General features: G+C 38.0%; 22 protein-coding genes and 3 pseudogenes. 13 read left to right on the plus strand and 12 right to left on the minus strand.

The genetic code is table 11. The features are described from left to right. From CEV08_RS09655 to CEV08_RS02955, 7 genes and pseudogenes are all read left to right on the plus strand, one after another. A pseudogene (locus CEV08_RS09655) lies at nucleotides 1-173 on the plus strand (trwi protein); the annotation flags it as partial. Between the two features lie 98 nt (nucleotides 174-271). Next, on the plus strand, nucleotides 272-415 hold the full coding sequence (locus CEV08_RS02930) for a TrwH protein (RefSeq protein WP_100130294.1): 144 nt from the start codon (nucleotides 272-274) through the stop codon (nucleotides 413-415). Further along, a complete protein-coding gene (locus CEV08_RS02935) occupies nucleotides 412-1,113 on the plus strand; it encodes a virB8 family protein (RefSeq protein ID WP_100130295.1) in 702 nt (233 codons plus the stop codon). The genes CEV08_RS02930 and CEV08_RS02935 overlap by 4 nt, the downstream gene beginning before the upstream one ends. 13 nt (nucleotides 1,114-1,126) lie before the next feature. Beyond that, nucleotides 1,127-1,948, plus strand: coding sequence for a P-type conjugative transfer protein VirB9 (virB9, locus tag CEV08_RS02940; RefSeq protein WP_100130296.1), 822 nt, complete (start codon nucleotides 1,127-1,129; stop codon nucleotides 1,946-1,948). Further along, nucleotides 1,948-3,096, plus strand: a complete 1,149-nt coding sequence (gene virB10 / locus CEV08_RS02945; RefSeq protein ID WP_100130297.1) for a type IV secretion system protein VirB10 — start codon at nucleotides 1,948-1,950, stop codon at nucleotides 3,094-3,096. Before virB9 ends, virB10 begins: the two co-directional genes overlap by 1 nt. Next, entirely contained in the window at nucleotides 3,071-4,132 is a 1,062-nt protein-coding gene (virB11, locus tag CEV08_RS02950) for a P-type DNA transfer ATPase VirB11 (protein WP_100130298.1), read from the plus strand. Before virB10 ends, virB11 begins: the two co-directional genes overlap by 26 nt. A gap of 2,763 nt (nucleotides 4,133-6,895) precedes the next feature. Then, nucleotides 6,896-7,151 (plus strand): annotated as a pseudogene (locus CEV08_RS02955) (Arm DNA-binding domain-containing protein); the annotation flags it as partial. Nucleotides 7,152-7,264: 113 nt separating this feature from the next. Here the strand turns inward: CEV08_RS02955 and CEV08_RS02960 are convergent. The 7 genes from CEV08_RS02960 to rimM form a co-directional block, all read right to left on the minus strand. Further along, entirely contained in the window at nucleotides 7,265-8,044 is a 780-nt protein-coding gene (locus tag CEV08_RS02960; RefSeq protein ID WP_100130299.1) for a succinate dehydrogenase iron-sulfur subunit, read from the minus strand. A 14-nt stretch (nucleotides 8,045-8,058) separates the two neighbouring features. After that, nucleotides 8,059-9,903: a succinate dehydrogenase flavoprotein subunit gene (gene sdhA / locus CEV08_RS02965; RefSeq protein WP_100130300.1), complete on the minus strand. Its 1,845-nt coding sequence runs from the start codon at nucleotides 9,901-9,903 to the stop codon at nucleotides 8,059-8,061. A 6-nt stretch (nucleotides 9,904-9,909) separates the two neighbouring features. Then, nucleotides 9,910-10,296, minus strand: coding sequence for a succinate dehydrogenase, hydrophobic membrane anchor protein (gene sdhD, locus CEV08_RS02970; protein WP_100130301.1), 387 nt, complete (start codon nucleotides 10,294-10,296; stop codon nucleotides 9,910-9,912). An 18-nt stretch (nucleotides 10,297-10,314) separates the two neighbouring features. Further along, nucleotides 10,315-10,716, minus strand: a complete 402-nt coding sequence (gene sdhC / locus CEV08_RS02975; RefSeq protein ID WP_100130342.1) for a succinate dehydrogenase, cytochrome b556 subunit — start codon at nucleotides 10,714-10,716, stop codon at nucleotides 10,315-10,317. Nucleotides 10,717-11,168: 452 nt separating this feature from the next. Next, nucleotides 11,169-11,618, minus strand: a complete 450-nt coding sequence (gene rplS / locus CEV08_RS02980; RefSeq protein WP_100130302.1) for a 50S ribosomal protein L19 — start codon at nucleotides 11,616-11,618, stop codon at nucleotides 11,169-11,171. 213 nt (nucleotides 11,619-11,831) lie between these two features. Continuing rightward, nucleotides 11,832-12,530 carry a tRNA (guanosine(37)-N1)-methyltransferase TrmD gene (trmD, locus tag CEV08_RS02985; protein ID WP_100130303.1) on the minus strand — a complete coding sequence of 233 codons (699 nt, stop codon included), beginning with the start codon at nucleotides 12,528-12,530 and terminating at the stop codon, nucleotides 11,832-11,834. A gap of 349 nt (nucleotides 12,531-12,879) precedes the next feature. Then, nucleotides 12,880-13,425, minus strand: a complete 546-nt coding sequence (gene rimM / locus CEV08_RS02990; RefSeq protein ID WP_100130304.1) for a ribosome maturation factor RimM — start codon at nucleotides 13,423-13,425, stop codon at nucleotides 12,880-12,882. Nucleotides 13,426-13,556: 131 nt separating this feature from the next. On the opposite strand from rimM, the gene CEV08_RS02995 reads away from it, so the two are divergent. Both CEV08_RS02995 and CEV08_RS03000 read left to right on the plus strand, forming a co-directional pair. Further along, nucleotides 13,557-14,378, plus strand: coding sequence for a SapC family protein (locus tag CEV08_RS02995; RefSeq protein ID WP_100130305.1), 822 nt, complete (start codon nucleotides 13,557-13,559; stop codon nucleotides 14,376-14,378). A gap of 3 nt (nucleotides 14,379-14,381) precedes the next feature. Continuing rightward, the gene (locus tag CEV08_RS03000) at nucleotides 14,382-15,350 is read left to right on the plus strand and encodes a tyrosine recombinase XerC (protein WP_100130306.1); all 969 of its coding nucleotides are present in this window, start codon (nucleotides 14,382-14,384) and stop codon (nucleotides 15,348-15,350) included. Nucleotides 15,351-15,369: 19 nt separating this feature from the next. Here the strand turns inward: CEV08_RS03000 and CEV08_RS03005 are convergent, their stop codons facing one another. After that, nucleotides 15,370-15,642: a BolA family protein gene (locus tag CEV08_RS03005; RefSeq protein WP_100130307.1), complete on the minus strand. Its 273-nt coding sequence runs from the start codon at nucleotides 15,640-15,642 to the stop codon at nucleotides 15,370-15,372. A 125-nt stretch (nucleotides 15,643-15,767) separates the two neighbouring features. Between CEV08_RS03005 and CEV08_RS03010 the strand changes: the two genes are divergently transcribed. From CEV08_RS03010 to cobT, 3 genes are all read left to right on the plus strand, one after another. After that, nucleotides 15,768-16,388, plus strand: a complete 621-nt coding sequence (locus CEV08_RS03010; RefSeq protein WP_100130308.1) for a J domain-containing protein — start codon at nucleotides 15,768-15,770, stop codon at nucleotides 16,386-16,388. A gap of 200 nt (nucleotides 16,389-16,588) precedes the next feature. Next, on the plus strand, nucleotides 16,589-17,569 hold the full coding sequence (cobS, locus tag CEV08_RS03015) for a cobaltochelatase subunit CobS (protein WP_100130309.1): 981 nt from the start codon (nucleotides 16,589-16,591) through the stop codon (nucleotides 17,567-17,569). 15 nt (nucleotides 17,570-17,584) lie between these two features. After that, nucleotides 17,585-19,513 carry a cobaltochelatase subunit CobT gene (cobT, locus tag CEV08_RS03020; RefSeq protein ID WP_100130310.1) on the plus strand — a complete coding sequence of 643 codons (1,929 nt, stop codon included), beginning with the start codon at nucleotides 17,585-17,587 and terminating at the stop codon, nucleotides 19,511-19,513. A 976-nt stretch (nucleotides 19,514-20,489) separates the two neighbouring features. Here the strand turns inward: cobT and CEV08_RS10235 are convergent. The 4 genes and pseudogenes from CEV08_RS10235 to rpmB form a co-directional block, all read right to left on the minus strand. Continuing rightward, entirely contained in the window at nucleotides 20,490-20,765 is a 276-nt protein-coding gene (locus CEV08_RS10235) for a DNA adenine methylase (protein ID WP_100130311.1), read from the minus strand. After that, a pseudogene (locus CEV08_RS10240) lies at nucleotides 20,761-21,087 on the minus strand (DNA adenine methylase); the annotation flags it as partial. The gene CEV08_RS10235 and the pseudogene CEV08_RS10240, both read right to left, overlap by 5 nt. 761 nt (nucleotides 21,088-21,848) lie before the next feature. Next, a complete protein-coding gene (locus tag CEV08_RS03035) occupies nucleotides 21,849-22,532 on the minus strand; it encodes a VUT family protein (RefSeq protein WP_100130313.1) in 684 nt (227 codons plus the stop codon). A gap of 145 nt (nucleotides 22,533-22,677) precedes the next feature. Continuing rightward, entirely contained in the window at nucleotides 22,678-22,995 is a 318-nt protein-coding gene (rpmB, locus tag CEV08_RS03040) for a 50S ribosomal protein L28 (RefSeq protein ID WP_100130314.1), read from the minus strand. Between the two features lie 285 nt (nucleotides 22,996-23,280). Here rpmB and CEV08_RS03045 point away from each other — a divergent pair, with 285 nt between their 5' ends. Beyond that, on the plus strand, nucleotides 23,281-24,072 hold the full coding sequence (locus tag CEV08_RS03045; protein ID WP_100130315.1) for an SURF1 family protein: 792 nt from the start codon (nucleotides 23,281-23,283) through the stop codon (nucleotides 24,070-24,072). Nucleotides 24,073-24,898 lie beyond the last annotated feature (826 nt).

A 24,898-nucleotide genomic window follows, 5' to 3' on the forward strand; every position in this document is an offset into this window, starting at 1 on the left:
CGATGGTATATTCGCTGGGTGGTGCGCTCATCTTGTCCATTATCTCTATTGTGCTGTTGATCAAAATAACAAGTATCGCCAATGCTCTCGCAAAAGGCGTTACATTCGGACATTTATGGAGATTAGGTGGAACAGGTAGCACCACTTCCCGTAATAGAAATGCAAGAAAATAAAAGTGAAAATTAATAAATATATTTTACATTCAAAATTGAAATAATGATAAAAAAATGCTAGAGGAACAAATTGTGGTTGCATTAAAGAGGAGTATAAAATGAAAAATATCATTTTTATAATTTTGATTACAAACATTTTGTCGGCTTGTACATTAGCACCAAAGCTAAAACAACCCAATGATAGGGACCGTGTGCCTATTAATAAAACAATCCCTGCCGAAATTCAGCGAGGAGCAATATGAAAAAAAAACAAGCAAAACCAGTGAAAGCTGAACGACTTAGCAGTTATTACGAAGAAAGCCGTGGTCTAGAACGGGATCTCATAGACGAATTTATAAGATCGCGCAAGATGGCATGGCGTGTGGCCAGTGCTATTGGTATTTTGGGCCTATTGGGTATGATATGTGGTGTTGTTGGTTTCTCTCAACCAGCACCGACACCTTTAGTGTTGCGTGTTGATAATACAACGGGCGCAGTTGATGTTGTTTCGATCATGCGTGAGCATGAAACAAGCTATGGTGAAGTTGTAGATAGATATTGGCTTAACCAATATGTGCTTAATCGTGAAGCTTATGACTACGATACCATTCAACTGAATTATGACACAACAGCGCTTTTAAGTGCAGCAACTGTTCAACAAGAATATTATAAAATCTATGATGGGGAAAATGCACGGGATAGAGTGCTTTCCAACAAAGCACGGATCACAGTTAAAGTGCGATCAATCCAGCCCAATGGGCTTGGTCAAGCAACTGTACGTTTTACGACTCGACAACTTGATAAGAACGGTGCTGCTATTGGACCAAAACAGCACCATATTGCAACAATTGGTTACACCTATGTCGGTACGCCCATGAAATTATCTGATCGATTGCTTAACCCCCTTGGCTTTCAAGTAACAAGTTACCGTTCTGATCCAGAAATACTGTTGAATGATTAAGGGATTGATTGTTATGAAAAAACTTGTATTCGTTGTTCTATTGTCTTCATTTTCTTCTTTTTATACGGTACCTGTGCAGGCACTCAAAAGTCCATCAAATTCACAATATGATCACCGCATTCGCTATATAACATATAACGAAGCCGATGTAGTTCAAATTGAAACAGTTCTTGGTGTGGCAACACATATTATTCTTGAAGAAGGTGAACAGTATATTACTCATGCCTTTGGCGATTCAGAAGCCTATGCCTTTGCTCACAAAGGGCGACATATTTTTATTAAACCAAAAGCAGAACTTGCTAATACCAATCTTATTGTTGTAACTGACAAACGCAGTTACAAATTCCGACTACAATTTCGAAACGACCGTGCAGGATCAACATATGAATTAGCTTTCCATTATCCCGATTCATATGATGGGAAATCAGAACAAAGGAAATCAGAACAAAACAGCCAACGACTTGCGATCGAAAATGGTTTTCACCAAAGTGTAAAAGGCTATAATCTTAGTTACACCATGAGCGGTCATCAAGATATTGCTCCGATAAATGCTTGGGACAATGGACGTATTACTTACTTCAAATTTCCTGCTAACATAGATATGCCATCGGTTTATATCGTAGATGCTGAAGGAAATGAAAGCTTAATAGCACGCACTGTTGTTGGCAGTTCTAATGATATTATCGCCGTTCATAGGGTTAATCCTAAATGGCTCATACGACTTGGTAAACGCGCTCTAGCTGTTTTTAATGAAGCCTATGATCCCCATGGTATACCAAACACAACGAGAACAGTGTCTTCGGTGGTTTATCGTATCAATAAAGGAGAAAAATAATGTTTGATAATAAGGAAGGAGACGAAAAAAATAGAAAATTGGACGATATAGAGCAAGAACATACTGAAGATGCCTATGGAAACTCCGAACTAGGTTCTGAGTACCGTCCAAGAATTCCAGGGGCCCGTGCATTGTTAATGGTAGGGCTTATTGTCATAATAGCGGTACCGATTGCTCTGACTTGGAAAGCTTTTAAAATGCGTGATACCCTAGAAGTTGAGGAAGAGAAACCGCAACAAACGGTACAGAAAATTATACCAACCTATACCCCGAGGATTATAAAAGAGCCAGAACCTTTAGAAGAATCAAAAGAATCAACAGAAACAGAAGAATCAAGCCTAGATATTCCACCGGCCTTGGCTAGGCTTCTTCAAACAGCCGTTCCTCCACATATGCTCCAAGATTCTGAAGAATTAGCACGCAAACGTATGTTAAGTTCTAGTCTTAACAGTGGTGGGAGTGAAGGATCTACGGAGACAAACAAAAAAGCATCGAGTGATGATAAAAATAGTGGTGTATTATTCGACAATCTCCAACCTGTACGTTTAGGTCAATCGCATGCGATGCAACTTCATAACCGTGACCTCTTGATTACGCAAGGGACGCAAATAGATTGTGCATTGGAAACAAAGATCATCACATCGCAACCAGGAATGACGACATGTCATTTAACACGTGATGTTTATTCTACAAGTGGTCGTGTTGTCTTGCTCGATCGTGGTTCTAAAGTCGTTGGTTTTTATCAAAGTGGCATGCAACAAGGGCAAACACGTGTGTTCGTGCAATGGTCGCGCATTGAAACACCTTCTGGTGTTGTTGTCAATCTTGACTCACCTGGTACAGGCCCTCTTGGTCAGGCTGGTATCGGTGGCTGGGTTGATAGGCATTTTTGGGAGCGATTTGGTAGCGCAATTATGGTAAGTATCATCGGTGATTTAGGAGAATGGGCAAAAAGTAAAGTTAATAGAAACAGTAAAGAAAACGCACAACATCAAGGGCCTCATGGTGCTGAATTGGTAGTAAACGATGTTCTTCAAAATTCGATTAATATAACACCAACACTTTACAAAAACCAAGGCGAACGGGTGAATATTTTTGTTGCTCGTGATCTGGATTTCAGCGATGTCTACAGTCTTGTCACACGTTAATCCGATACAAAAAGATCAAGCAGTTTCTCAACTTCTGCAACCGCTTGATCATTTCTTGGAAGATCCGAAAATCACTGAATTATCAATCTGCCGCCCCTGTGAAGTATGGACAAAAAGCTTCAACGGGTGGCAAGTCCATAGCGTACCAGAGTTAACAACAGCTTTTTTGCAAACGCTCATTACAGCTATTATCGTTTATAACGGTATGGCTCCTAGAAGTATTAATTATGTGCGCTTGCCTGGTGGGCAACGTGGTACAATTATACAAACGCCAGCTGTTGTTGATGGGACTCTTTCCTTTGTAATTCGTAAACATTCTCTTATAGTTAAGACGTTAGAAGAACTCAAAGAAGAAGGAGCATTTGATGATGTTTTTGATGTAAGTTTTAATAAGCCTTCAGCAAAAGAAGCCGATAGCTTGTTATCGAAGCATGACTTCACACGGTTGGAACCATTTGAAGTTAAACTCTTACAACACAAACGTGAGGGAAAAATTCTTGAATTTTTGAAAGAATGTGTCCTGAACAAACGCAACATTATCGTTGCAGGCAAGACAGGATCTGGTAAAACAACATTTGCCCGCTCGCTCATTGAAAAAGTCCCTGTAGAAGAGCGTATTATTACGATTGAAGATGTTCATGAGCTTTTTCTACCCAATCATCCTAATCACGTAAATATGATTTATGGTGAAAATGCGGGGCGTGTTTCAGCTGAAGAATGCCTAGATGCATGTATGCGTCAATCACCTGATCGAATTTTTCTTGCTGAATTGCGAGGTAATGAAGCATGGGAATATCTCAATTCACTCAACACGGGTCATCCCGGGTCGATTACAACAACACATGCCAACAGTGCTTTGCAGACATTTGAACGATGTGCCACCTTGATTAAAAGATCAGAAGTTGGTCGCCAACTTGAGCTAGAAATGATAAAGATCGTTCTTTACACAACAGTTGATGTCGTATTGTTCTTTAAAAATAGGAAACTTTCTGAAGTCTTTTACGACCCTATTTTTGCAAAATCAAAAATCACTTAAAAGGCATGCTCTCTCGGTAATGGCACACAGACTAAAAGAGCCGTAACCAGTTGTTGCGGCTTTTTTATTCGGCATCCCCTCCTTTTCTCTTTGCTTCTCTAATGCATTTTCTACACTCTTCATGAATAAAAAAATCAAAAAATAAACAGACAACAACTTCACAAGAAAACAAAATCACATAGGAGGTTCGATACTTTTACCTTTAATCATTTTCTCTATTTATTTTTTAAAGTGCATATTTTATGCAAAAGAGAAAAAATGAATATTTTAACAAAAAGAAAAGAATAAATTTCGCTATCAATAAAAGCTTCGTGAAACAGGTACCGATTATCACCAATAATTATCATCATAAAGTCAAAAGCTTATTTTGAGTGATCAATAAAGATATTTATTATCCAAATAATCTTCAGATAGAGAGAAACTCGTATAAATACACTTTTTTGATTTAACATCTATAAATCACATTCTATTTAAGAATAGAACATACAGTCACCCATCGATTTCTTCTTGGGCGAGAAAAGCTTCTTATTCTACACCAACTTGTAAACAATCAAATTTCTCTAAAAAAATCTTTTCTAGCCATATCACGTGGGGCTCATATCGCCACCTTCAAAGACGATATCCATAAACCATATAGGCAAATCCTACCCATAGATATGACCGCCCTCTTCTCAAGATTTCAAAAAGCGAAAGTTTTGACAAGCACAAATCGATAATTCCACTTTTTAAGACGCATCACATTGATTTATAAAGAATGTTCATTGTCTTGCATGTTAGATAAAAGACCTTAACATTGTCGTATTATTTCATTCCAAATCTGTTTATATTGAATTAACCAAAACAACTTGCTTGCATGTTACAAGCAAGGAGGCCTGCATAGATAAACTATATAAGAAAGCACTAGAAATGCCTCTTATGAACCATTTCAAACACTAAGGACTTGGTTCAATTGGGAGCTAACAAAGTGTGTGATGGGTGCCAATTTCCCCTTCACGAGCGTAAAGATAGTGCTGCGCTACAGAGTTTTATATTATTTCCATGAAAACTTTATCGTTACACCATTCACGGGCACCGTCGCAAAATGGGGATAACGAACATTAAGAAATGTTTGCTTTAAAAAAGCCTATCAATTGGCAACACAAATATATTTCTTTTGGAGCATTCTGTATTACACGATGCCGCGCTTCTCTTAAAAAACGTGAGAAACACCCAGGCTTGATTTTTCACAATGATTTCTTTTTTTTTGCAACCGGTACATAGCCCTCTTAATGTGCATTCCATATAACAATATATAAGAGCAATGCGATTAAAAGGCTGTCCACATGGATTTCGTTCTAATTTACGTGATTGGCTAGCAGACTCTACCGATCACTACCTCAAAGGATAAAATTTCTTCACCCGCGCCGATCTGTATCTCTTTGCCTAGCAGGTTTCATTTTCTAAATAGTTTAATCACCACATCTCAAATGATAGTGTTTTATCAAACAACAGAATAAATACCCAAACAATTACTGATTATACCGGTAATACTTAGGGAGCTTTCTTTCATGTTAAAAAATATCCCTTATACCGAATAATAAAAAAGCACCTTCACTGCTTAAACAGATTCGTTTAAGCATATGTGCAAGAAAAAATAAAATTTATAAATCTCTATATTTTTTATGGATAAAAACCTACAAAATCAAATCCTACAAATTTCATAAAAATAAAATACACTTATCTTTGATAATCGCGTTCATTCGGCTTGAATTAATTTACAGATACCGCTTATTTTACATTCACAACCCATATTTCTAAAATCTCTATGACCGTTTTCTAAACTTTTAGAAAAACCTATAAATTTGATATTTTCTCAAAAACCTTTTATGGGCTCTCTAATCAATTTAAATCGTTTGACGTTATAACAGTTTTAAACGACTTCCCCCTTTAATTATATGATTTATCACAATAATAATAGAGAGTGGTTTTACGTTCTCCAATTTTGAGAACTATAAGTTTTATTTTTTAATGCGACGAACAATCGAATCCCTAAAGTAAACATGATCTTCAAATATATGTGATGATAGTATCAAAAGCGCCCAATCACTAAATATCAGCAGTGTTTGTGATATTATAATAAACGTATCGTAAAATTACGAACTGTCATCACTCTTTTGTATTTCAGTTGAATAATTTACATGCGTTATAATGTTTGTATTATTTGTTATACTCTATCGAGATTAGGTAATTTTTATAAAAAACGATCAATTGAATCATGCATTAAAATAAGAGTTTTGATACGCATTTAATGAAAATACATGGCATATTGTTTTTATATAGAATGCTGTTTTAAGTATTTATGTTACCCACAAGACACATACCTTTTTAAGGCAGGAGTAATTATGTTGACCATCTTACAGAAACCAATAAACTTTTAGAGATTAAGTCTTAAGAAGCACAAAAAACATTATTTTCCGTGTTTCACTTTACAGTTCATGAATTAATCAATTTTCCACAATAGTATTCAATCATGAACTTTCTTAAGCTCATACCATTGCAAGGATTTTTTCTACAAGAATGACTTCATTTTTAAGGGGCACTTCGCTTTTATATAAAATTTTGATTTATAATGATAATTCACTGTTTCGTATGTTGAATGAGAGTCCCGAATATCGTAAGATTCTCTCATTTCAAATCTCTTTATTGCATCAATCAAAATCATTCGCTTGCACGTTAAAAGCGGGATGAATGTGTGGATAAAATTTGTATAAGGAAGGAGTAAAAATGGTTCTTATGAACGCTCTCGAGTGCCAAGGGCTTATCGCAACCCACGTGCTGGCAAAGTGTGTGATGGTGACGGCTTGCTTCTTCATAAGCATAAAGATGGAGGTGCGCAATGGATTTACCATTATACAATTCATGGGCACCGCCGCGAAATGAGATTGGGTGCGCTTTGAGACATGTTTCTTTAAAACAAGTCCGTGAAGTGGCAAACCAATGGCGCTCTGTTTTACGTGAAGGCCGCAACTCGATTAGAAAGATTCTAGTCACTACCTCCCCTTCATAAGAGGCTAATGTGCTTTTAAAGATTAAGTTTTTAAAGGTACATACCATTTTTGGCTTTGACCTTTACTTTCATTAATGGATCATTCTTTAAAGGCGGCGTTCAACCATGAGTTTTTTAATTTCAGCAATCGCTTTGGCTGGATTTAATCCCTTTGGACAAGTCTGCGCACAATTCATAATCGTATGACAGCGATAAAGACGGAAAGGATCTTCTAAATTATCAAGACGTTCACCACACATCTCATCACGCGAATCCGCAATCCAGCGATAAGCTTGGAGCAAAACAGCAGGACCCAAATAACGATCACCATTCCACCAATAACTTGGACATGATGTCTGACAACACGCACACAAAATACACTCATAAAGACCATCGATTTTCTGGCGGTCTGAGTGACTTTGTAACCACTCTTTTGCAGGTTCAGGAGAAACTGTTTGCAACCACGGCTCAATAACTCGATGTTGTGCATAAAAGCGTTTCAAGTCAGGAACCAAATCTTTCACAACCGGCATGGAAGGCAAAGGATAGACCTTAATGGGATGTTTTACATCATCCATACCTTTGGTACAAGCCAATGTATTCGCCCCATCAATATTCATCGCACATGAACCACAGATGCCTTCACGGCATGATCGGCGAAGTGTCAAAGTTGGGTCAATATGGTTTTTAATAAACAAAAGCCCATCAAGAATCATAGGACCACAAGCAGAACGATCCACATAATAAGTATCTAGATGAGGATTTTCTTCATCATCAGGCGACCAACGATACACGTGAAATTCTGTTAGTTTTGTCGCACCTTCAGGTTTAGGCCAAACCTTACCCGGTTTTAATTGAGAATTTTTGGGAAGTTTAATTTGTACCATATTTCATTCTCCCCTTAATAAACTCGTTTTTTAGGTGCAATGCGCTTTAAATCGATCCCACCATCAGCTTCAGATGTTAATGGATCCACATGGACAGGTCGATAGGATAAAGTAACTTTACCTTCTTTTGACAAATGTGAAAGGGTATGTTTTCGCCAATTTTTATCATCACGCTCTGGATAATCTTCACGAGCGTGAGCACCACGGCTTTCTAAACGTGCTTGTGCAGAATGAACAGTCATGATTGCATTCGCCATAAGATTTTCAAGCTCTAATGTTTCAACCAAATCAGAATTCCATATCAGAGAACGATCTGTAACTTTAAGATCAGACAATTCCCCCCAGATTTTATTCATCCGTTGACAACCCTGTTGCAAAGAATCTTCTGTACGGAAGACAGCAGCATCTTCTTGCATCGTGCGTTGCATTTTTTCACGCAACACGGCTGTTGGTATGGCTCCTTGCGCAAAACGCAAACGATCAAAACGCGCCATAATTTGGTCAACCGCTTCTTCATTCAAAGGTGGAATTTCAGCATTTCGATCAATCACTTCACCCGCACGAATGGCAGCAGCACGCCCAAACACCACAAGATCAATCAATGAATTTGATCCCAAGCGGTTAGCACCATGGACAGAAGCACATCCTGCTTCTCCTACCGCCATTAATCCTGGTTGAATTTGATCAGGCGAATCAGCTGTTGGGTTGAGAACTTCCCCGTAGTAGTTGGTAGGAATCCCGCCCATGTTATAATGCACCGTTGGCAAGATGGGAATAGGTTCTTTTGTTACATCCACCCCCGCAAATATCCGTGCTGATTCTGATATTCCTGGTAAACGCTCGTGCAAGATTGCAGGATCAATATGATTGAGAACCAAATGAATATGATCCTTCTTAGGTCCAACGCCACGCCCTTCACGAATTTCCAGCGTGATACAACGTGAAACCAAATCGCGTGAAGCCAAATCCTTAAAGGAAGGTGCATAGCGCTCCATAAAGCGTTCACCTTCAGAATTGATTAAATAGCCCCCCTCACCCCGAGCGCCCTCTGTAATGAGACAACCAGAGCCATAAATTCCTGTCGGATGGAATTGCACAAATTCCATATCCTGAAGTGGCAATCCAGCCCGTGCGATCATTCCACCCCCATCACCCGTACAAGTATGGGCCGATGTCGCAGAAAAATAAGCACGTCCATAACCACCGGTTGCAAGAACCACCATTTTGGCAGAAAAACGGTGTATGGTACCATCATCGAGATTCCATGCCACAACCCCCGTACACACCCCATCTGTCATGATAAGATCGAGAGCAAAATATTCAATAAAAAATTGCGCGTTATGCTTTAAGCTTTGTCCATAAAGCGTATGCAAAATAGCATGGCCTGTACGATCAGCGGCTGCACAAGTCCGTTGAACAGGGGGGCCTTCACCAAATTGTGTCGTATGTCCACCAAAAGGACGTTGATAAATTTTTCCTTCTTGTGTCCGTGAAAAAGGAACGCCATAATGTTCTAATTCATACACAGCAGCAGGTGCATTACGCACCAAATATTCCATTGCATCGGTATCCCCCAACCAATCAGAACCTTTCACGGTATCATATAAATGCCATTGCCAATTGTCGGGTCCCATATTTGAAAGCGATGCGGCAATTCCCCCTTGTGCTGCGACCGTGTGTGAGCGCGTTGGAAATACTTTTGTGATACAAGCTGTCTTTAATCCCTGTTCTGCCATACCCAATGTTGCACGTAATCCTGCTCCACCTGCCCCAACAACAACGACATCAAATTTATGATCTACAGTGCGATAAGGAGTATTACCTGCTTTAGTGCTCAAAGATGATCTTGTACCCGCCATATTTGTTTACCCCCCTAATGCAATTTTCAAAAGAGAAAAAATAATGACACCGCCTATGAAAAAACAAAATAAAATATTTAATACCAAAAAGAATAACCGGAAACCTTCACGTGGAATATAATCTTCAATCACTACCTGCATACCAAGTTTCATATGATAAAGGACTGAAAGAGTCATCAACCCCATCAAAATAGCAACAATAGGATGTGCGAGTCTTGCACGCACAATACTATAGTCCTTTCCCACAAGTGAAAGAATAAGCACAATAAAAAATATCAAAAGCGGTAGATTGATAAACCCTGTCAAACGCTCTCGCCAAAAATGTTCTGTTCCTTCATGAGCACTCCCACGCCCCCGTACTTTACCAAGTTCCGTTCGAAAATCTTTTTCCATATCTCTTTTCACCCCCAGTTACACAACGGTATATCCAATAATCCAAATTGCAAAAGTAACAATGAGAGAAATAAACACTGTCGCCCAAGCAGTAACTGTTGCCTTTTCTTTCGCCAAAAGGCAAGGCTTTAAATCCCAAACAATGTGGCGAACACCACCAACCATGTGATGAACCCCTGCCAAAGTATAAAGAAACAAAATACACAATCCAAACCAAGAACTATAAATCTCGTGAACTGTTCTAAATGTCTCCTCTCCACACGCAATAGCAATTAACCAAACAGCAAGAAAAGCCGTTCCAACATAAAGGGCCATACCCGTAATGCGGTGCGCAATGGACATGGCCATCGTAATTGTCCAACGATAAATACTTATATGAGGGGAACGAGGGCGCTCTTTTATCCTAATTGTCTCTGTCATAAAATATCCTGACCTGGTTTTTGCAACCGCAATAAACGAGAAAGTTCGCACAAAACGACTCAATACACCATCTCGTTTTCACTTGTTTGGCATCTCAAGATACCGATATCACAGGTCGGTTGTCTCAAATAACGGATTAAAGGTCACGCATAAAAAAACCGATTACTCTACGGATATGATCCGCAAACTCGCCTTAATCTAATACACTTTTATCTTCACGTCAAAGATCTAACATCTTTTCTCAAATATAAACAGACATTTTTTCAGACGATACTTATTCCGTGTGAGTACCTACGATATGTACAATGATATCCTGCACTTTACCCATTATTAAGAATAAAAAAGAGAAAAATTTGGAGAGGTTAAACATTTTTATGCCCCCTCCAAGCCTTTTAAAGGGCAAAATGAATCACGAAAGGGCATAAAAGCCGCTTTTACATAAAGTTTAACCGCTACAATTTTTGCTCAGCAACTTGCGTTTCAACATCTGCGCTTACAGCGGTGGTTTCTACTTTTTCAATACCATTTTCACTCTTTTTTCGATAATCTCTCTTTTCAGCAATACGGGCAGCTTTACCCCTCAAACCACGAAGATAATAGAGCTTTGCCCGACGCACTTTACCACGGCGCACCAGCTCAACAGCTTCAATCAAAGGGGAATAAACAGGAAAGACCCGCTCGACCCCTTCACCATAAGAAATCTTGCGGACTGTAAAGGTTTCATTCAATCCACCACCTGAACGCGCAATGCAAACCCCTTCATAAGCCTGAACACGCGTCCGCGTACCTTCCGTCACACGCACCATGACGCGGACTGTATCTCCTGGTTGAAAGGCTGGAAATTGGCGCTTTTCTTCAATTTTTGCACATTGTTCAGCTTCAAGCTGTGCGATAATATTCATCTTTTTATCCTTCATGTTCTTTATCGAACAGTCAGAGCGCTCAACTCTTGCCTCAAAAAGCCTTGTACTACGAATAAGATGCTCTTTAGGCTATGCCTTACACAGGAGCGAATACACCATTCCTTCATTTTAATTTTGGAATCACAGAAAACCTTTTATTAAAAACTCTCTCAATCAAAGAGAACCATGCAATACACCACCTTATCCTATGAATCAAGTTTTCTGACGATTTTTATCATAACGCGCATAAAGATCAGGGCGGCGTTGACGTGTTAACAACTCGGCTTGGCTTTGACGCCAATCTGCAATCGCTTTGTGATGACCTGAGGTTAACACAGACGGAATCTCTCGTCCTTCGAAAAGAGAAGGGCGCGTGTATTGCGGATATTCCAGTAAACCATTTTCAAAACTTTCACACTTTGCAGAAGCTTTATTGCCCATCACACCAGGGAGAAGACGTATAATAGCATCTAAAATAACCAGTGCAGCGGTTTCACCCCCTGAAAGAATATAATCACCAATAGAAACCTCTTCTAATTCCCGTGCTTCTATGATACGCTCATCAACGCCTTCAAAACGTCCACAAACCAATGTTATGCCTGGATCATCAGCCAAACGACGCGCATAAGCTTGATCAAAAGGGCGCCCCCGTGGACTCATCAATAATCTTGGCGAATCCTGTGGACAATGATCAAGCGCAGCTGCCAATACATCGGCCCGCATCACCATACCAGCCCCCCCACCAGCGGGTGTATCATCAACGCTATGGTGTTTATCCAAAGCAAAATCTCTAATCTGCACTGTCTCCAGTGACCAAACTCCGCGTTCTAAAGCTTGCCCTGCTAAAGAATACCCTAAAAAACCAGGAAACATTTCAGGATAAAGAGTTAAAACACGTGCCTGAAACTTCATTTTTATTTTTCATCCTCATTTTATTCAACAAACTTTTAGCCAAATTCTTAAACAGACTTTTAGCAAAAATAGCGCAAACCAGATCTTATAACGCTATAGCGTTAAATGTAGATCTCTTCTTATCTGCTCACTGCAGCCCTATTCGATACGATCCCTCTCTTCAATACTTACACTTTAAAATACAAACCATCACTTGCACGCCCCCTCTAAAAATTTGGGAATATCTCGAAATAAAATGCTATCACATCTTCTCAAAAGCGTATTTTTTTATATTTTCCACTTTATTATTGATGAAATTCAGTGGTTATTTTTTACCTTCACCTTGTATTTTTAAATTTAAGCCATTTCCTTATAGATCATTTTCTTCCTCATCGCTAAGGCCAGCAGCTATGGGATTAACAATAAGAAAACCAGAATCGATACAAATTTCTGGTACCGCCACCTTACTAAAGGGAATCAGCACTCTCTTGCTTGTATTCAAACGTATTTCAAGCAAATCACCAGCTCCGAAATTATAAAAACCACACACTTCACCCAAGATTTTTCCCCCACATTCTTGAACATGCAACCCTATTAAATCAACTTGATAAAACTCATCCTCCATCAAATCATCAATCAATTGATCACGCATTACATAAAGACGAATCCCTTTTAAAGACTGAGCAGCATTACGATCTTCTATTCCTTTAAAATGGACAATTGCATTATTTTTTTGTGTGCGAAGAGTTACAATTTCATAAGAACGCCCCATATCATCATAAAGGGTCACATAAGACTTGAAACGCTGTGGCTTGGCACTTAAAATTTTAACAAAAACATCTCCTCGTATACCATGGGGCATACCAATAATGGCAAGATAGACTTTATTTTTAAGCTTTTCTTTATTATACTTCATGCAAAAACATTATCTCTCAAAAATGAACCTTCAATCTTAATCATTTCTATTCAATCTTGTTGCCATATGAAACAATCTTCCCAAAAGACCTTTCTTGGTAACAAAAACAAATTAATAAAGGAGAAAGTCTTATGGCAAATATTATGCTATTTTACAAAGATGTCACACCCATCAACAAAGTTTCCCATAAAAGTCTAAAATTTGCGCCGCCAAGTGATATGTCTTTTGCTAAAGATACGCACTGGGTTCCCTTAGCAAGTACTGAATATTTTCAAGCGGCACTAGACTATCCTATTTTGTTTATGTGCGCAGAAGATGAACAAAAAAAGCGGCACTATACATCCGCCGCTCTTGTTGGTCTTTCTAACGATGAAAATGACTATATCACCTCTGATAAAAGTTGGAAAAACAATACTTATGTTCCAGCTTTTGTCCGCCGCTACCCTTTTGTTTTGGCACAAATTAGCAATGAAAAAGAACTTTCTGTTTGCTTTGATCAGCAGTCTGGAATGTTTAATGAAGTTTCAGGAACAGAACTTTTTAATTCCGATGGCTCTATTTCTCCTTTTATGGAAGAACGTATTCGTTTTCTTGAAAGTTTTAAAATCGCTATGGAGAAAACCTCTGAATTTATTGATGCTCTTGTGGAAATGGATCTTCTCAGTCAAAAATCAATCAATGTGAAAAATGATCAAGGTCTCTCAGCACAATTAGAAAATTTTTGGGTTGTTGACGAAGAAAATTTGAATAAACTCTCAGCAAGCCAACTTGCCAAGCTTCATAAAAATGGTTTTTTAGGATTAATTTTTGCGCATTTGATGTCAACGCATAATCTTTTAAAAATACTCTCTCTCAAAGGTGAAAAGCAACTTATCAATCGTGAAGAGCAATCCGAAAAAAAGAATACTTACTCTAGCGATGAAAAATCTAAAAAGAAAGAAACCCTCAACTAAATAATGCCTATAAAAAATGATAAGAGAAAAGATGAAAATAGTCCGCTTATTCCAGCAGACCATGCGGTTTTAACCGCAAGGAAAAACTGGTTAGAGTGTCTCGTAAAAACACGTCGTATGTCCGCACAAACAGCGCAAGCCTATGAGCGTGATACGCGGCAATTTTTGTCTTTTCTCTGTCAACACTTCAATAAAGCCCCAACCCTTAAAGATCTTGCTCATTTACGCGTCAGTGACTTGCGTGCTTATCTTGCTTATCGGCGTACAAACAATGTCAGTGCACGCTCTTTAAGCCGCGGTATAGCGGGCATTCGTTCTTTTTTCAAATACCTATCTCGCGAAGGAATCGTCAATATTCCGGCGGCTCAACTGATCAAAAGCCCCAAACATCCAAAATCGCTCCCAAAGCCTTTAGCGATAAAATCGGCCCTCCACGTCGTTAAACAAGAAAATCAGCTGGAAAACGAACTTTGGATTAACGCTCGTAATGCGGCTGTCCTTATGCTTCTCTATGGCTGTGGAATGCGAATATCTGAAGCCTTAAGCCTCACCCCAGAACAATTTTCTAATCCGGAACAAACAAGTTTATTCATAACAGGAAAAGGGGGAAAAACACGCCTTGTTCCTCTTATTAAAATTGTTTACGAAGCTGTCCAAAATTATCTCAAATGTTGCCCATATCCTTTAATAGAAAAACAACCTCTCTTTCGTGGTGCACGAGGGGGGCCCTTACAGCCCGCTATTATTCAGAAAACTGTCCGCAACTTACGGACAAGTCTCGGGTTACCAGAAACGGCCACCCCTCATACACTACGCCATTCTTTTGCCACCCATCTTTTATCACGGGGGGGAGATTTGCGAACAATTCAAGAGCTTCTTGGGCACGCTAGTCTCTCCACCACACAAACCTATACCCATGTCGATACAGATCGTTTGTTGGAAATTTATCAAAAAGCCCATCCTCGTTCTTAAAAACGTCTCATCACAAAAATTAAAGTTTTTCAACCTCAAGTGCCAAAGCATGGACACAAGTAGCCAGCTCTTCTTGTAAAACTTGATAAATCGCTCGATGAATTTCTACGCGCGTCATATTAGAAAAAGAAGAAGATAAAATTTTCACTCGAAAATGTGTTTCTCCTTTACCATCAAAAGCATGTTCATTATGCGGGTGCCCCTCATGAAGATGACTCTCGTTAATCACTTTAAGTTTTTGGGGATGAAAAGCATCTTGAAGCTTTCTCTTGATTATTGTTTCTATAGACATTTTTCATTCCTTAACAAAATAAAAGTGCAAAAATACACCTTTTTCATCATCAAATTCAATGTGAAAACAAATTTTTCAAAAGTCAATTCTTGTAAAATTAATCAATTTTGCATAAAATCAAGAATATGACAATCACATCTAAATTATTCGATTCAATTCGCATAAGCTCAAATAAAAAACAAAAATCTGAGCCAGAGGCGCAACAGTGTCAGTGGGAAGGCTGTGAAAAGACAGGAACTCATAGGGCGCCCGCAGGTCGAAATCACGAAGGACAATATCTACATTTTTGTATTGAGCATGTGCGTGCTTATAATAAGAATTTTAATTACTTCTCTGGTCTTAGCAATCAAGATATCGCAAAATTCCAAAAGGATGCTATCACAGGACACCGCCCAACGTGGCCGACAGATCTTAGCAATGGTACATCGAAAAAAACAGCCTCTAACTATGCAAAGATTCGCTCTGGAACAGCGACCTATCAAAATCGTATGCGTGATCCTTTTACACTTTTTACTGAGCGGCATTCAAAAAATAATTTCTCACGAAAATTAAAGCCCTTAGAAGCAAAAGCTTTTGATACACTGGGATTACAAGCAAATGCTTCAGCAGAAGATATCAAAATGAAATATAAAGAGTTGGTAAAAAAACACCATCCTGATTCCAATGGGGGTAATCGCGCTTCAGAAGAGCGCTTTCGCGATGTTTTGCATGCTTATAATTTGCTCAAAAAATCTGGTTTGTGCTAAAAACGCACGCTTATATGAATCCATTCTCATTGAGACCATTACTCTTTGCATAGAATATTTTTTTGTAAAATAGTATAGAATACGTGAAAACGATCTTTCTTCTTCTCTAAGGTTCTCGTTATAGAGCATTGCATAAATGCTCTAACTCTTGTATCGTTTTCTCATGAGATAAATAGCGTCCTTTCCCTTCCAGAAACATCATGACAAATCTTACCGTTGAAAATTTGCCCGATATTACACTTTGCGCTCGCGATCTATTTCATATTGAAACAGATATGAAAATCCCTGCTTTTAGCACAAAAAGCCCCCATGTTCCGGATATCGATCCCGATTATCTTTTTGATACGCAAACAACTTTAGCGATTCTCGCAGGCTTTACCTTTAACCGCCGAGTAATGATTTCCGGCTATCACGGAACAGGGAAATCAACACATATCGAACAAGTTGCAGCCCGTCTTAACTGGCCTTGTCTTCGCATTAATCTCGATAGTCATGTAAGCCGTATCGATCTTGTAGGAAAAGATGCTATCGTTTTAAAAGATGGCTTGCAAATCACTGAATTTAAAGAGGGTATTTTGCCGTGGGCTTATCAAAATAATATTGCTCTTGTTTTCGATGAATATGATGCGGGGCGTCCCGATGTTATGTTCGTCATCCAACGTGTTCTTGAAACTTCTGGAAAACTAAGCTTACTTGATCAAAGCCGTGTTATCTCTCCTCATCCAGCATTTCGTCTTTTTGCAACAGCCAATACCATTGGTCTTGGCGATACAACAGGGCTTTATCATGGCACCCAACAGATCAATCAAGCTCAAATGGACCGCTGGTCTATTGTTACGATACTCAATTATTTACCCCATGATAAAGAGGTTGATATTGTTTGTTCAAAGGTCAAATCTTTTCAAACGGCTGAGGGAAAAAAGACAATTTCACAAATGGTTCACGTTGCTGATATGGTTCGCCAAGCCTTTATTAATGGGGACCTTTCAACAGTCATGAGCCCGCGGACTGTTATTACTTGGGCAGAAAACACCACAATTTTTCAAGATGTTGGCCTTGCCTTCCGGTTAACCTTTCTCAATAAATGTGATGAACTTGAACGTCCCACTGTCGCAGAATTTTATCAACGCGCCTTTGAACAAGAGCTTCCAGAATCACTCATACAGGGTGTCTTGTCTTAAAGGAATATGTCAATTATGGCGATCGACCCTGACGACAACAGCAAAAATCAAACAAATAATCCTCCCCCCAATACGCTTAATCATGAAGCGTTTAAGAAAGCTCTTTCCACCTGTATGCGTGCCATTGCTGGTACATCTAAGCTAGAAGTTTCCTTTAGTCCCAACAGACCATCTTTGAGCGAAAATTATGCACGTCTACCAGAATTACCACAACGCGCAACAGATCAAGATATCACGATTACCCGCGGATTAGGGGATTCCATGGCTCTGCGCAAAGCATGGCATGATAACCGCATTCACATGCAATTTGCTCCGCCAGAATCAGAAGCACGTGCTGTCTTTGATGCTCTTGAACAAACACGTGTTGAAGCAATCGGTACTTTAGCCATGGAGGGGATTGCGAAAAACCTTGATGTCATGCTCGCCGATAAATACAAAAGAGCCCATTATGAAAAAATAAGCAATCAAAGCGAAGCCCCTATCCAAGAAGCGATAGCACTTTTATTGCGTGAAAAAATAACAAAGCGCGCAACCCCAAAAGAAGCAGGTCCCGTCTTAGAATTATGGCGCAAAGAACTTGAACAAAAAGCTGCAACAGGGCTTGATGAACTCACACATCATATTTACAATCAACAAGCTTTTGCACAGATCGTTCGCCAAATGCTTGCGACACTCAAAATGACAGTGCAACAGAATGAACCTTACGACAGTGAAAACAATAAAAAATTAAAAAACGCCTGTGAACCTCAAGACCAAGCAGCCGAAGAAGAAAGTAAAAACAAAAAACATACTCAAAGTGAAGAACAAACGAGCACTGAACAAGAAAGTGATGTGCAAGACGAAGGAAAAACACAAGCAACACAAACAAACGACAATGATCAAGCTGACGGCGAGCAAAAAAATGAACCTTGGCAAGAAAAGCCGAGCAAACCCAAACGTCTTTTTGCCGATTCGGAACAAATGGAAAAACTTGGGAATTATAAAATATTTACGCGTCAATTTGATGAAATTTTGGAAGCAACTGATTTTTGTTCTGAAAACGAGTTAGATCACTTACGCCGTTATCTTGATAAGCAAACCAATCATCTTCAAAACATTGTTGGACGTTTAGCCAACCGTCTCCAACGCCGCCTTATGGCACAACAAAATCGCAACTGGACCTTTGACCTTGAAGAAGGATATCTTGATACAGCACGGCTTCCACGTCTGATTATTGATCCCATGCAACCCCTTTCTTTTAAAATGGAAAGCAACACCCAATTTCGGGACACAGTTGTTTCACTCCTTATTGATAATTCTGGTTCAATGCGCGGACGCCCCATTAGCGTTGCCGCAAGTTGTGCTGATATTTTGGCACAAACGCTTGAACGTTGCGGTGTCAAAGTTGAAATTTTAGGTTTTACCACCAAAACTTGGAAAGGAGGGAAATCACGCGAAAAATGGCTCGAGCAACATAAGCCTCATCATCCTGGCCGCCTTAATGATTTATGTCATATCATCTATAAAAGTGCCGATATGCCATGGCGTCGAGCACGGCGCAATCTAGGTTTGATGATGCAAGAAGGATTATTAAAAGAAAATATCGACGCAGAAGCTTTAATTTGGGCGCATCAACGCCTTTTATCACGGTGTGAACAACGTCGTATTCTCATGGTCATTTCGGATGGTGCCCCTGTTGACGATTCCACACTATCGGTCAACTCTAGCAATTATCTAGAAAAACATCTACGTGCAGTGATTCAGGAAATCCAAACACATTCCCCTGTTGAGCTCATTGCCATTGGAATTGGTCATGACGTCACACGTTATTATCAACGTGCTGTAACCATTATGAATGCTGAAGAACTCGCCGACGCCATAACAAAACAATTAGAAGCACTTTTTAGTGATAAAATACCTCAAATTTATAAGAAAAAAACCCGCCTTAGACCAGCAGTACATTAATTTATAATGATAATCTAGTGTTTTTCAACTTAAATGAGGTCCCTGCACACCATAAGATTCCTTCGTTTTAAATCTATCCCCCGTTGAATCAATCAAAACTACTTTTTTGCACATGGCAAGCGATACTGGAAAACATAATCCTATTTTAAAGAAACATTTCAGCTTATTTCCAAGCTTATTTCACAAAAACGCCAAAGCACCCATAAACGATATTAGGTGTAAAATCCATTAAGTATCACCATCTTTACGCTTCATAAAAAAGAAAACCGATACAATCATTATGCTTGTTTCTCCCGATATCGCAACAAACCTTAGCATTTGAGATGATTCATTTAAGAGGCATTTTTGTCTTTTCTTTAATGTTTATGTTTTTTCATCGACACGATCTTCCCCAGTTGTCATATGCAAGAGAAATACTTTTGATTGAGGCAATATATAAAGAGATTAAAACGAAAGGTCTTTACGATATAAGGCTTTCATTCAACATATAAAAAATGAAATATTCTTATTAAATTAATGTGTTACATAAAATATAATCCAACACAATCACCTTTATCTATGCAAATAGCTTTATTCTCCAGCTCTTAATATTTTGACATAAATCAACACATTGATAGCCACACACGACAATTTCTTTTATATTAAAACTACTCATAAAAACGTATTTTGCATCCTTTCAAAGGGCATTTACCCGCATGCCGCCCTTTCTTATGAAACACAAAGAATGGCTTTGATTAAATTTAATATAAGAAAATTTACAATACGCGAAGATGATTATATGCAGCTTTCTTACGTTGCAAAATGATGAATTATCATCACAAATTCAATAAGTTAGTAACACATAACTGAAGTTTCTTTTACATCAATGTAGTTTATAAGGAGGTGTTTTTAACCTCTTTCAAATAGCGTTTATTCACCCGTTTTTTTATGAAAGCGCAAATAAATAATTTTTATGGCTTCCCATACCGTAAGTCCATTAAAGATTGAATATTGTATGGCCTTTATAAAGGTTTCTAACATCCACACAATCATTATAAAATAAAACCCATCCTTGACGCTTTATCAGAAATTCAGCAAGAGCTTGATGATCAAAAGAATTATGTTTATTGCCTCTGTGACCGTAAAGTTTTTTATTAATAAGATACGGAGGATCACAATAAAGAAAATCATTAAAGTGTTTAGGAATATTTTCTGTAAAATCTCTGTGTTCCACTGTGAAATTTTCAATCTTAAAATCTTTAAGCCGTTCAATAGAACGATAATTGAATCAAGGATGTCTTAGAGACATACCGCCAGAAAGTGTTGTTCCGGAAAAAAGAAAAGCGATTAAGAGCAAAAAAACAGCAGCAATCTCTAATTGATTTTTTATATTCGCGAAAAGTTTTTTGGAGATTATAAAACATTGCAGGAGTCATATCTTCATATTCTCTCACTTTTTCTGCAAGAGCTGGAGCATCTCTCAAAAGCATTTGCCAAAAAATAACAAGTGGCTTAAAAGCATCATAAGCATAAACCTTTGTTCCTCTTTTTGCTAAGGCTAATTCAATTGAACCTCCTCCTACAAAAGGAGAACATAAAGTTTTTTTGTTTCCTTATGTAGTTATTAATAATCATAGGAACGGCACGGCTTTTCCCTCCCGGATAACGAAGAGGTGATTTTACAATAGGTAGCTCAATAAGCTTTCTTTTTTTTTCAAAGAAGTTAATACAAAATTATCAAATAAAATCTCTCTATGATCTATTTGATTTATCATTTTTTTCATACGATCCACTCCAAGTATCACATTTTTCAACTGACAATTATCTGAAATAAAAACTCGAAGCGTTTGCCAAGTTTTATAAAGACCACATTATAAAAAATTTTAAATTTATTCAGATACCTACGCAAGCATTTGTGACTAAAATCACGATAAATACCAGTATAATCACACTTTAAAACTGCCAAAAGGGATTTTAATACAATAGGTATTTACTTTTCTATTTATATACCACACAAAGTGTGTATTAAATCGTTTTTATCTTTATAAGAACAAAGCTTCTTATAGTTTAAATAATCATCTGTAAGAAACCTCAACTCCTAAAAAGACATTTTTTAGTTTCTACAAGAGCTGTAATCTCTATTTTTAAGACTAACAAGATATTCTTATCTCACATCATCTTATATTGAATCAGTAAAAACCAATTTCTTACGCATCATAAAAAAAGATAATGTATTAGATAAATACCATTTGAGGAATGATCAAAAAATGCCTCTTATGAACAAATCCTCTCCAGTACTGCCTTACAGAACACAGAGCACCACTTTCCTTTAGCCAAAACAAAAAATCAAAGATTATTATTTGTTACAAGCCAAAGAGGAATCGTCCTTTGAATGACTTTGATAAAGAGGAAGCTTTACAATGTTAAGGATTGTTCCATAAGGAATCAACATCAACAAGCTCATAATAATTTTTATGGAAAAATCGCCAAAAGCAAGTGAAAGCCAAACCGGCATGCCTATCCCTCCCCAAACAGTATTCTCCACCAGTGAACTATCAGCATACCCTGTTATTTTATCAAGAATGGCAAAAGAACTCGAAAAAGCAAGAGAAAAAAACAACACTGTATCCAACGCCGAACCAACCAACGCAGCTGCTAAAGGTGCTTTCCACCATGTTTTCCGTCGCAAAGGCGTAAAAACAACAATATCAAGGAGTTGCCCAAATAAAAATGCCAAGCTAGAAGCAATTGCAAGCCGCGGGGTCGCCAATATCCAAGAAACAAAAACACCGGCAAAAAAACCAGCATAAACCACACGCCGCGCAACAGATGGGCCATAAAAACGATTGGTTAAATCGTTGATTAAAAAGGCAAATGGATAGGTAAAAGCCCCATAAGTCAACAGCTCATTCAAATCAAACCAATAGACGGGATATTGAACCAAAATATTAGAAGCCGTGACAGCAAAACACATTGCTAAAATAGAAAAAACGACATACTTTCTCTTTTGCCGTTCTAATAAAAGACCGCTTGAAAACATTTTTTTAACCTGGGGTATGGAACCAATACAATAATAAAGCGATCAAAGAGCAAAAAACCTAAAAGGTGCACTCCTTAAGACTAAAATCCGTGATCAAAGCGTCAATTCACCAAAAACAACGACACGAACAATCACATTGCAATAATCACGCTGCTTGTTCAGCCTTTTTCTCACTTTCTTGCTCAGCTTTTTTCTTAACGATTTGGCGTTTTAACAAACGCGCACGTTGCGATAACTCTTTGTCATCCGCTTTAACCAAAAAGCTATCAAGACCACCACGGTGCTCAACAGAACGCAATGCATTTGCTGAAATGCGCAAGCGATAGCTTTGCTGTAACACCTCTGAAATCAACGTCACATTGCAAAGATTTGGTAAAAAACGACGTCGAGTTTTGTTATTCGCATGGCTAACATTATTACCATACAGAACCGTTTTCCCTGTCAATTCACATGCACGAGACATAAACTTCACCCTTAAACTCTAAGAAACTTTCAAATCCCTATACCCAAAGGACATAACACACAATGCGGCCTTGAACAGGCATCATCGGGAATTTTCTTTCTAATAGGGGGTCGACAACAAAAGGTCAAGTCTTTTATCAAACCTTTTTCATCTCTTGCTGGCGCAGTCTTCATCTTTTTCTGCAATAAAGGCGTACAAATTCCACCAAAAAGTGTACAAAATGCTTCTTTTAAAGGCATACCGTGTTAGAATAAAGGCTTATTATCCTGAAAGGAAGCATAAATCATGAACAAAAAAGAGCCCGCCGTGACAAAGCTTCAAGGAAATTCTTGCTGTTTTTCTTCTTTTTTGTTTGGAACTTTATGTATTTGTTTTTTTCTTCTCTTCAGTGCATTAGGCATATGGCAAGTACAACGATTAAATTGGAAAACAAATCTTATCGCCAATGCCAATCAGCGTGTTCACTTAGCCCCCATAAAAGCCCCCCAGAAAGATCAATGGGCAAATGTTACTTTTGAAAAAAACGAATATCAACCTGTTGTTATCACAGGAAAACTTTTAACAGACAAAAACATTTTAGTTACTGCTGCTGCTCAAAACACTACGGGCTACTGGGTTTTGACTCCTTTGCAAACCGCTGACAACACACTAACCTTTATCAACCGTGGCTTTGTTCCCATGGACGAACGGAGCAATTTTCAACACTCAGAGCAATCCAGTACACATACCTCATCTCAGCAAGATTCTACCACAAACACAGAACAAACAACAATCATCGGCTTATTACGGATGAGTGAAAAAAATGGATTTTTTCCACGCAAAAATAATCCTGATAAGAATGTGTGGTATACGCGTGATCTTCCCGCTATGGCAGAAAAACTTGGTCTGTCCACTGTTGCCCCTTATTTCATTGATGCCAGAACAACATCTCCACAAGCAAAACTTCCCGTCGCTGGTCTTACGATTATCCACTTTCGAAATAATCATCTTGTTTACGCAATCACATGGTTTATTTTAGCTGTTGGTGTACTGGGCGCTTTTCTTTTTCTGCTAAAGCAAAAAGAACTAAAAAAATAACAAACAAAATATCCACCCCCAATAGGGTCATTAAACCGTTTGGCCTTTAAAAACATACATTTCACAATGAAGCAGATCTTAACACTATTATATTGAGAGTTTACACATAACAATTTTTTAAAAAGCAATTATTTGATTTATAATAATACTTCTATCATTTGATACCTTAAAATTAAAACCTCAGATATCTGCTTCACATATTCGTAAGACTCTTTTACTTCAAATTTTCTGACTAAAAACCGGCAAAATCATTCTTTTGAGGCCCCCAGAAACCATAGGGATAAAGTTATTAAAATAAAAAAATCAACACCTTTTCCATCTCAAATGCTCAATATTATTAAAACAAGAGTTATTAAAATATTGAAAACAGATAAAGAGAATAACGCCCCTGTCTTGCATCTTTAAGTATAGATACAATGGATCTGTTAGACCATTTACGAAAAATTTACACGACACTCTTTACAAAACCACCATAAAGTAGCAGTTGATCCATTAAAAATTTTTTCTTTAAAATAAATGCGCGCAAATTCACACTATGATAGCATTTTATTTTGCATGAAGAGCGTAATCTCATCAAAAATGTCATGTACAAAAATGTTGGCTAATATGTTATTTCTACTCTAAAAAACCATTCTATTAAAAGCATTATCATAAATACTTTTGAAAAACATAAAAGAAAAATGGCAGGAAAAATAAGCGGACATTTCTACCGTTACAATTTCATATTTTTTCATATTTTTGCTGATTATTTCCCGTTTCAGAGATAACTTAAATGGATATATGCAATATTCTAGCCTTCATCTTACATACAAAAGCTAATATACGG

The organism is Bartonella tribocorum (assembly GCF_002778015.1).
In the GTDB taxonomy this organism is placed as follows: Bacteria; Pseudomonadota; Alphaproteobacteria; order Rhizobiales; family Rhizobiaceae; genus Bartonella; species Bartonella tribocorum_B.

Excerpts from the sequence above, each read along its gene's own strand:
- CEV08_RS02930 (WP_100130294.1), top strand. The coding sequence starts at position 272 with ATGAAAAATATCATTTTTATAATTTTGATTACAAACATTTTGTCGGCT.
- CEV08_RS02935 (WP_100130295.1), top strand. The coding sequence starts at position 412 with ATGAAAAAAAAACAAGCAAAACCAGTGAAAGCTGAACGACTTAGCAGT.
- virB9 (WP_100130296.1), top strand. The coding sequence starts at position 1,127 with ATGAAAAAACTTGTATTCGTTGTTCTATTGTCTTCATTTTCTTCTTTT.
- virB10 (WP_100130297.1), top strand. The coding sequence starts at position 1,948 with ATGTTTGATAATAAGGAAGGAGACGAAAAAAATAGAAAATTGGACGAT.
- virB11 (WP_100130298.1), top strand. The coding sequence starts at position 3,071 with ATGTCTACAGTCTTGTCACACGTTAATCCGATACAAAAAGATCAAGCA.
- CEV08_RS02960 (WP_100130299.1), bottom strand. The coding sequence starts at position 8,044 with ATGGTACAAATTAAACTTCCCAAAAATTCTCAATTAAAACCGGGTAAG.
- sdhA (WP_100130300.1), bottom strand. The coding sequence starts at position 9,903 with ATGGCGGGTACAAGATCATCTTTGAGCACTAAAGCAGGTAATACTCCT.
- sdhD (WP_100130301.1), bottom strand. The coding sequence starts at position 10,296 with ATGGAAAAAGATTTTCGAACGGAACTTGGTAAAGTACGGGGGCGTGGG.
- sdhC (WP_100130342.1), bottom strand. The coding sequence starts at position 10,716 with ATGACAGAGACAATTAGGATAAAAGAGCGCCCTCGTTCCCCTCATATA.
- rplS (WP_100130302.1), bottom strand. The coding sequence starts at position 11,618 with ATGAATATTATCGCACAGCTTGAAGCTGAACAATGTGCAAAAATTGAA.
- trmD (WP_100130303.1), bottom strand. The coding sequence starts at position 12,530 with ATGAAGTTTCAGGCACGTGTTTTAACTCTTTATCCTGAAATGTTTCCT.
- rimM (WP_100130304.1), bottom strand. The coding sequence starts at position 13,425 with ATGAAGTATAATAAAGAAAAGCTTAAAAATAAAGTCTATCTTGCCATT.
- CEV08_RS02995 (WP_100130305.1), top strand. The coding sequence starts at position 13,557 with ATGGCAAATATTATGCTATTTTACAAAGATGTCACACCCATCAACAAA.
- CEV08_RS03000 (WP_100130306.1), top strand. The coding sequence starts at position 14,382 with ATGCCTATAAAAAATGATAAGAGAAAAGATGAAAATAGTCCGCTTATT.
- CEV08_RS03005 (WP_100130307.1), bottom strand. The coding sequence starts at position 15,642 with ATGTCTATAGAAACAATAATCAAGAGAAAGCTTCAAGATGCTTTTCAT.
- CEV08_RS03010 (WP_100130308.1), top strand. The coding sequence starts at position 15,768 with ATGACAATCACATCTAAATTATTCGATTCAATTCGCATAAGCTCAAAT.
- cobS (WP_100130309.1), top strand. The coding sequence starts at position 16,589 with ATGACAAATCTTACCGTTGAAAATTTGCCCGATATTACACTTTGCGCT.
- cobT (WP_100130310.1), top strand. The coding sequence starts at position 17,585 with ATGGCGATCGACCCTGACGACAACAGCAAAAATCAAACAAATAATCCT.
- CEV08_RS03035 (WP_100130313.1), bottom strand. The coding sequence starts at position 22,532 with ATGTTTTCAAGCGGTCTTTTATTAGAACGGCAAAAGAGAAAGTATGTC.
- rpmB (WP_100130314.1), bottom strand. The coding sequence starts at position 22,995 with ATGTCTCGTGCATGTGAATTGACAGGGAAAACGGTTCTGTATGGTAAT.
- CEV08_RS03045 (WP_100130315.1), top strand. The coding sequence starts at position 23,281 with ATGAACAAAAAAGAGCCCGCCGTGACAAAGCTTCAAGGAAATTCTTGC.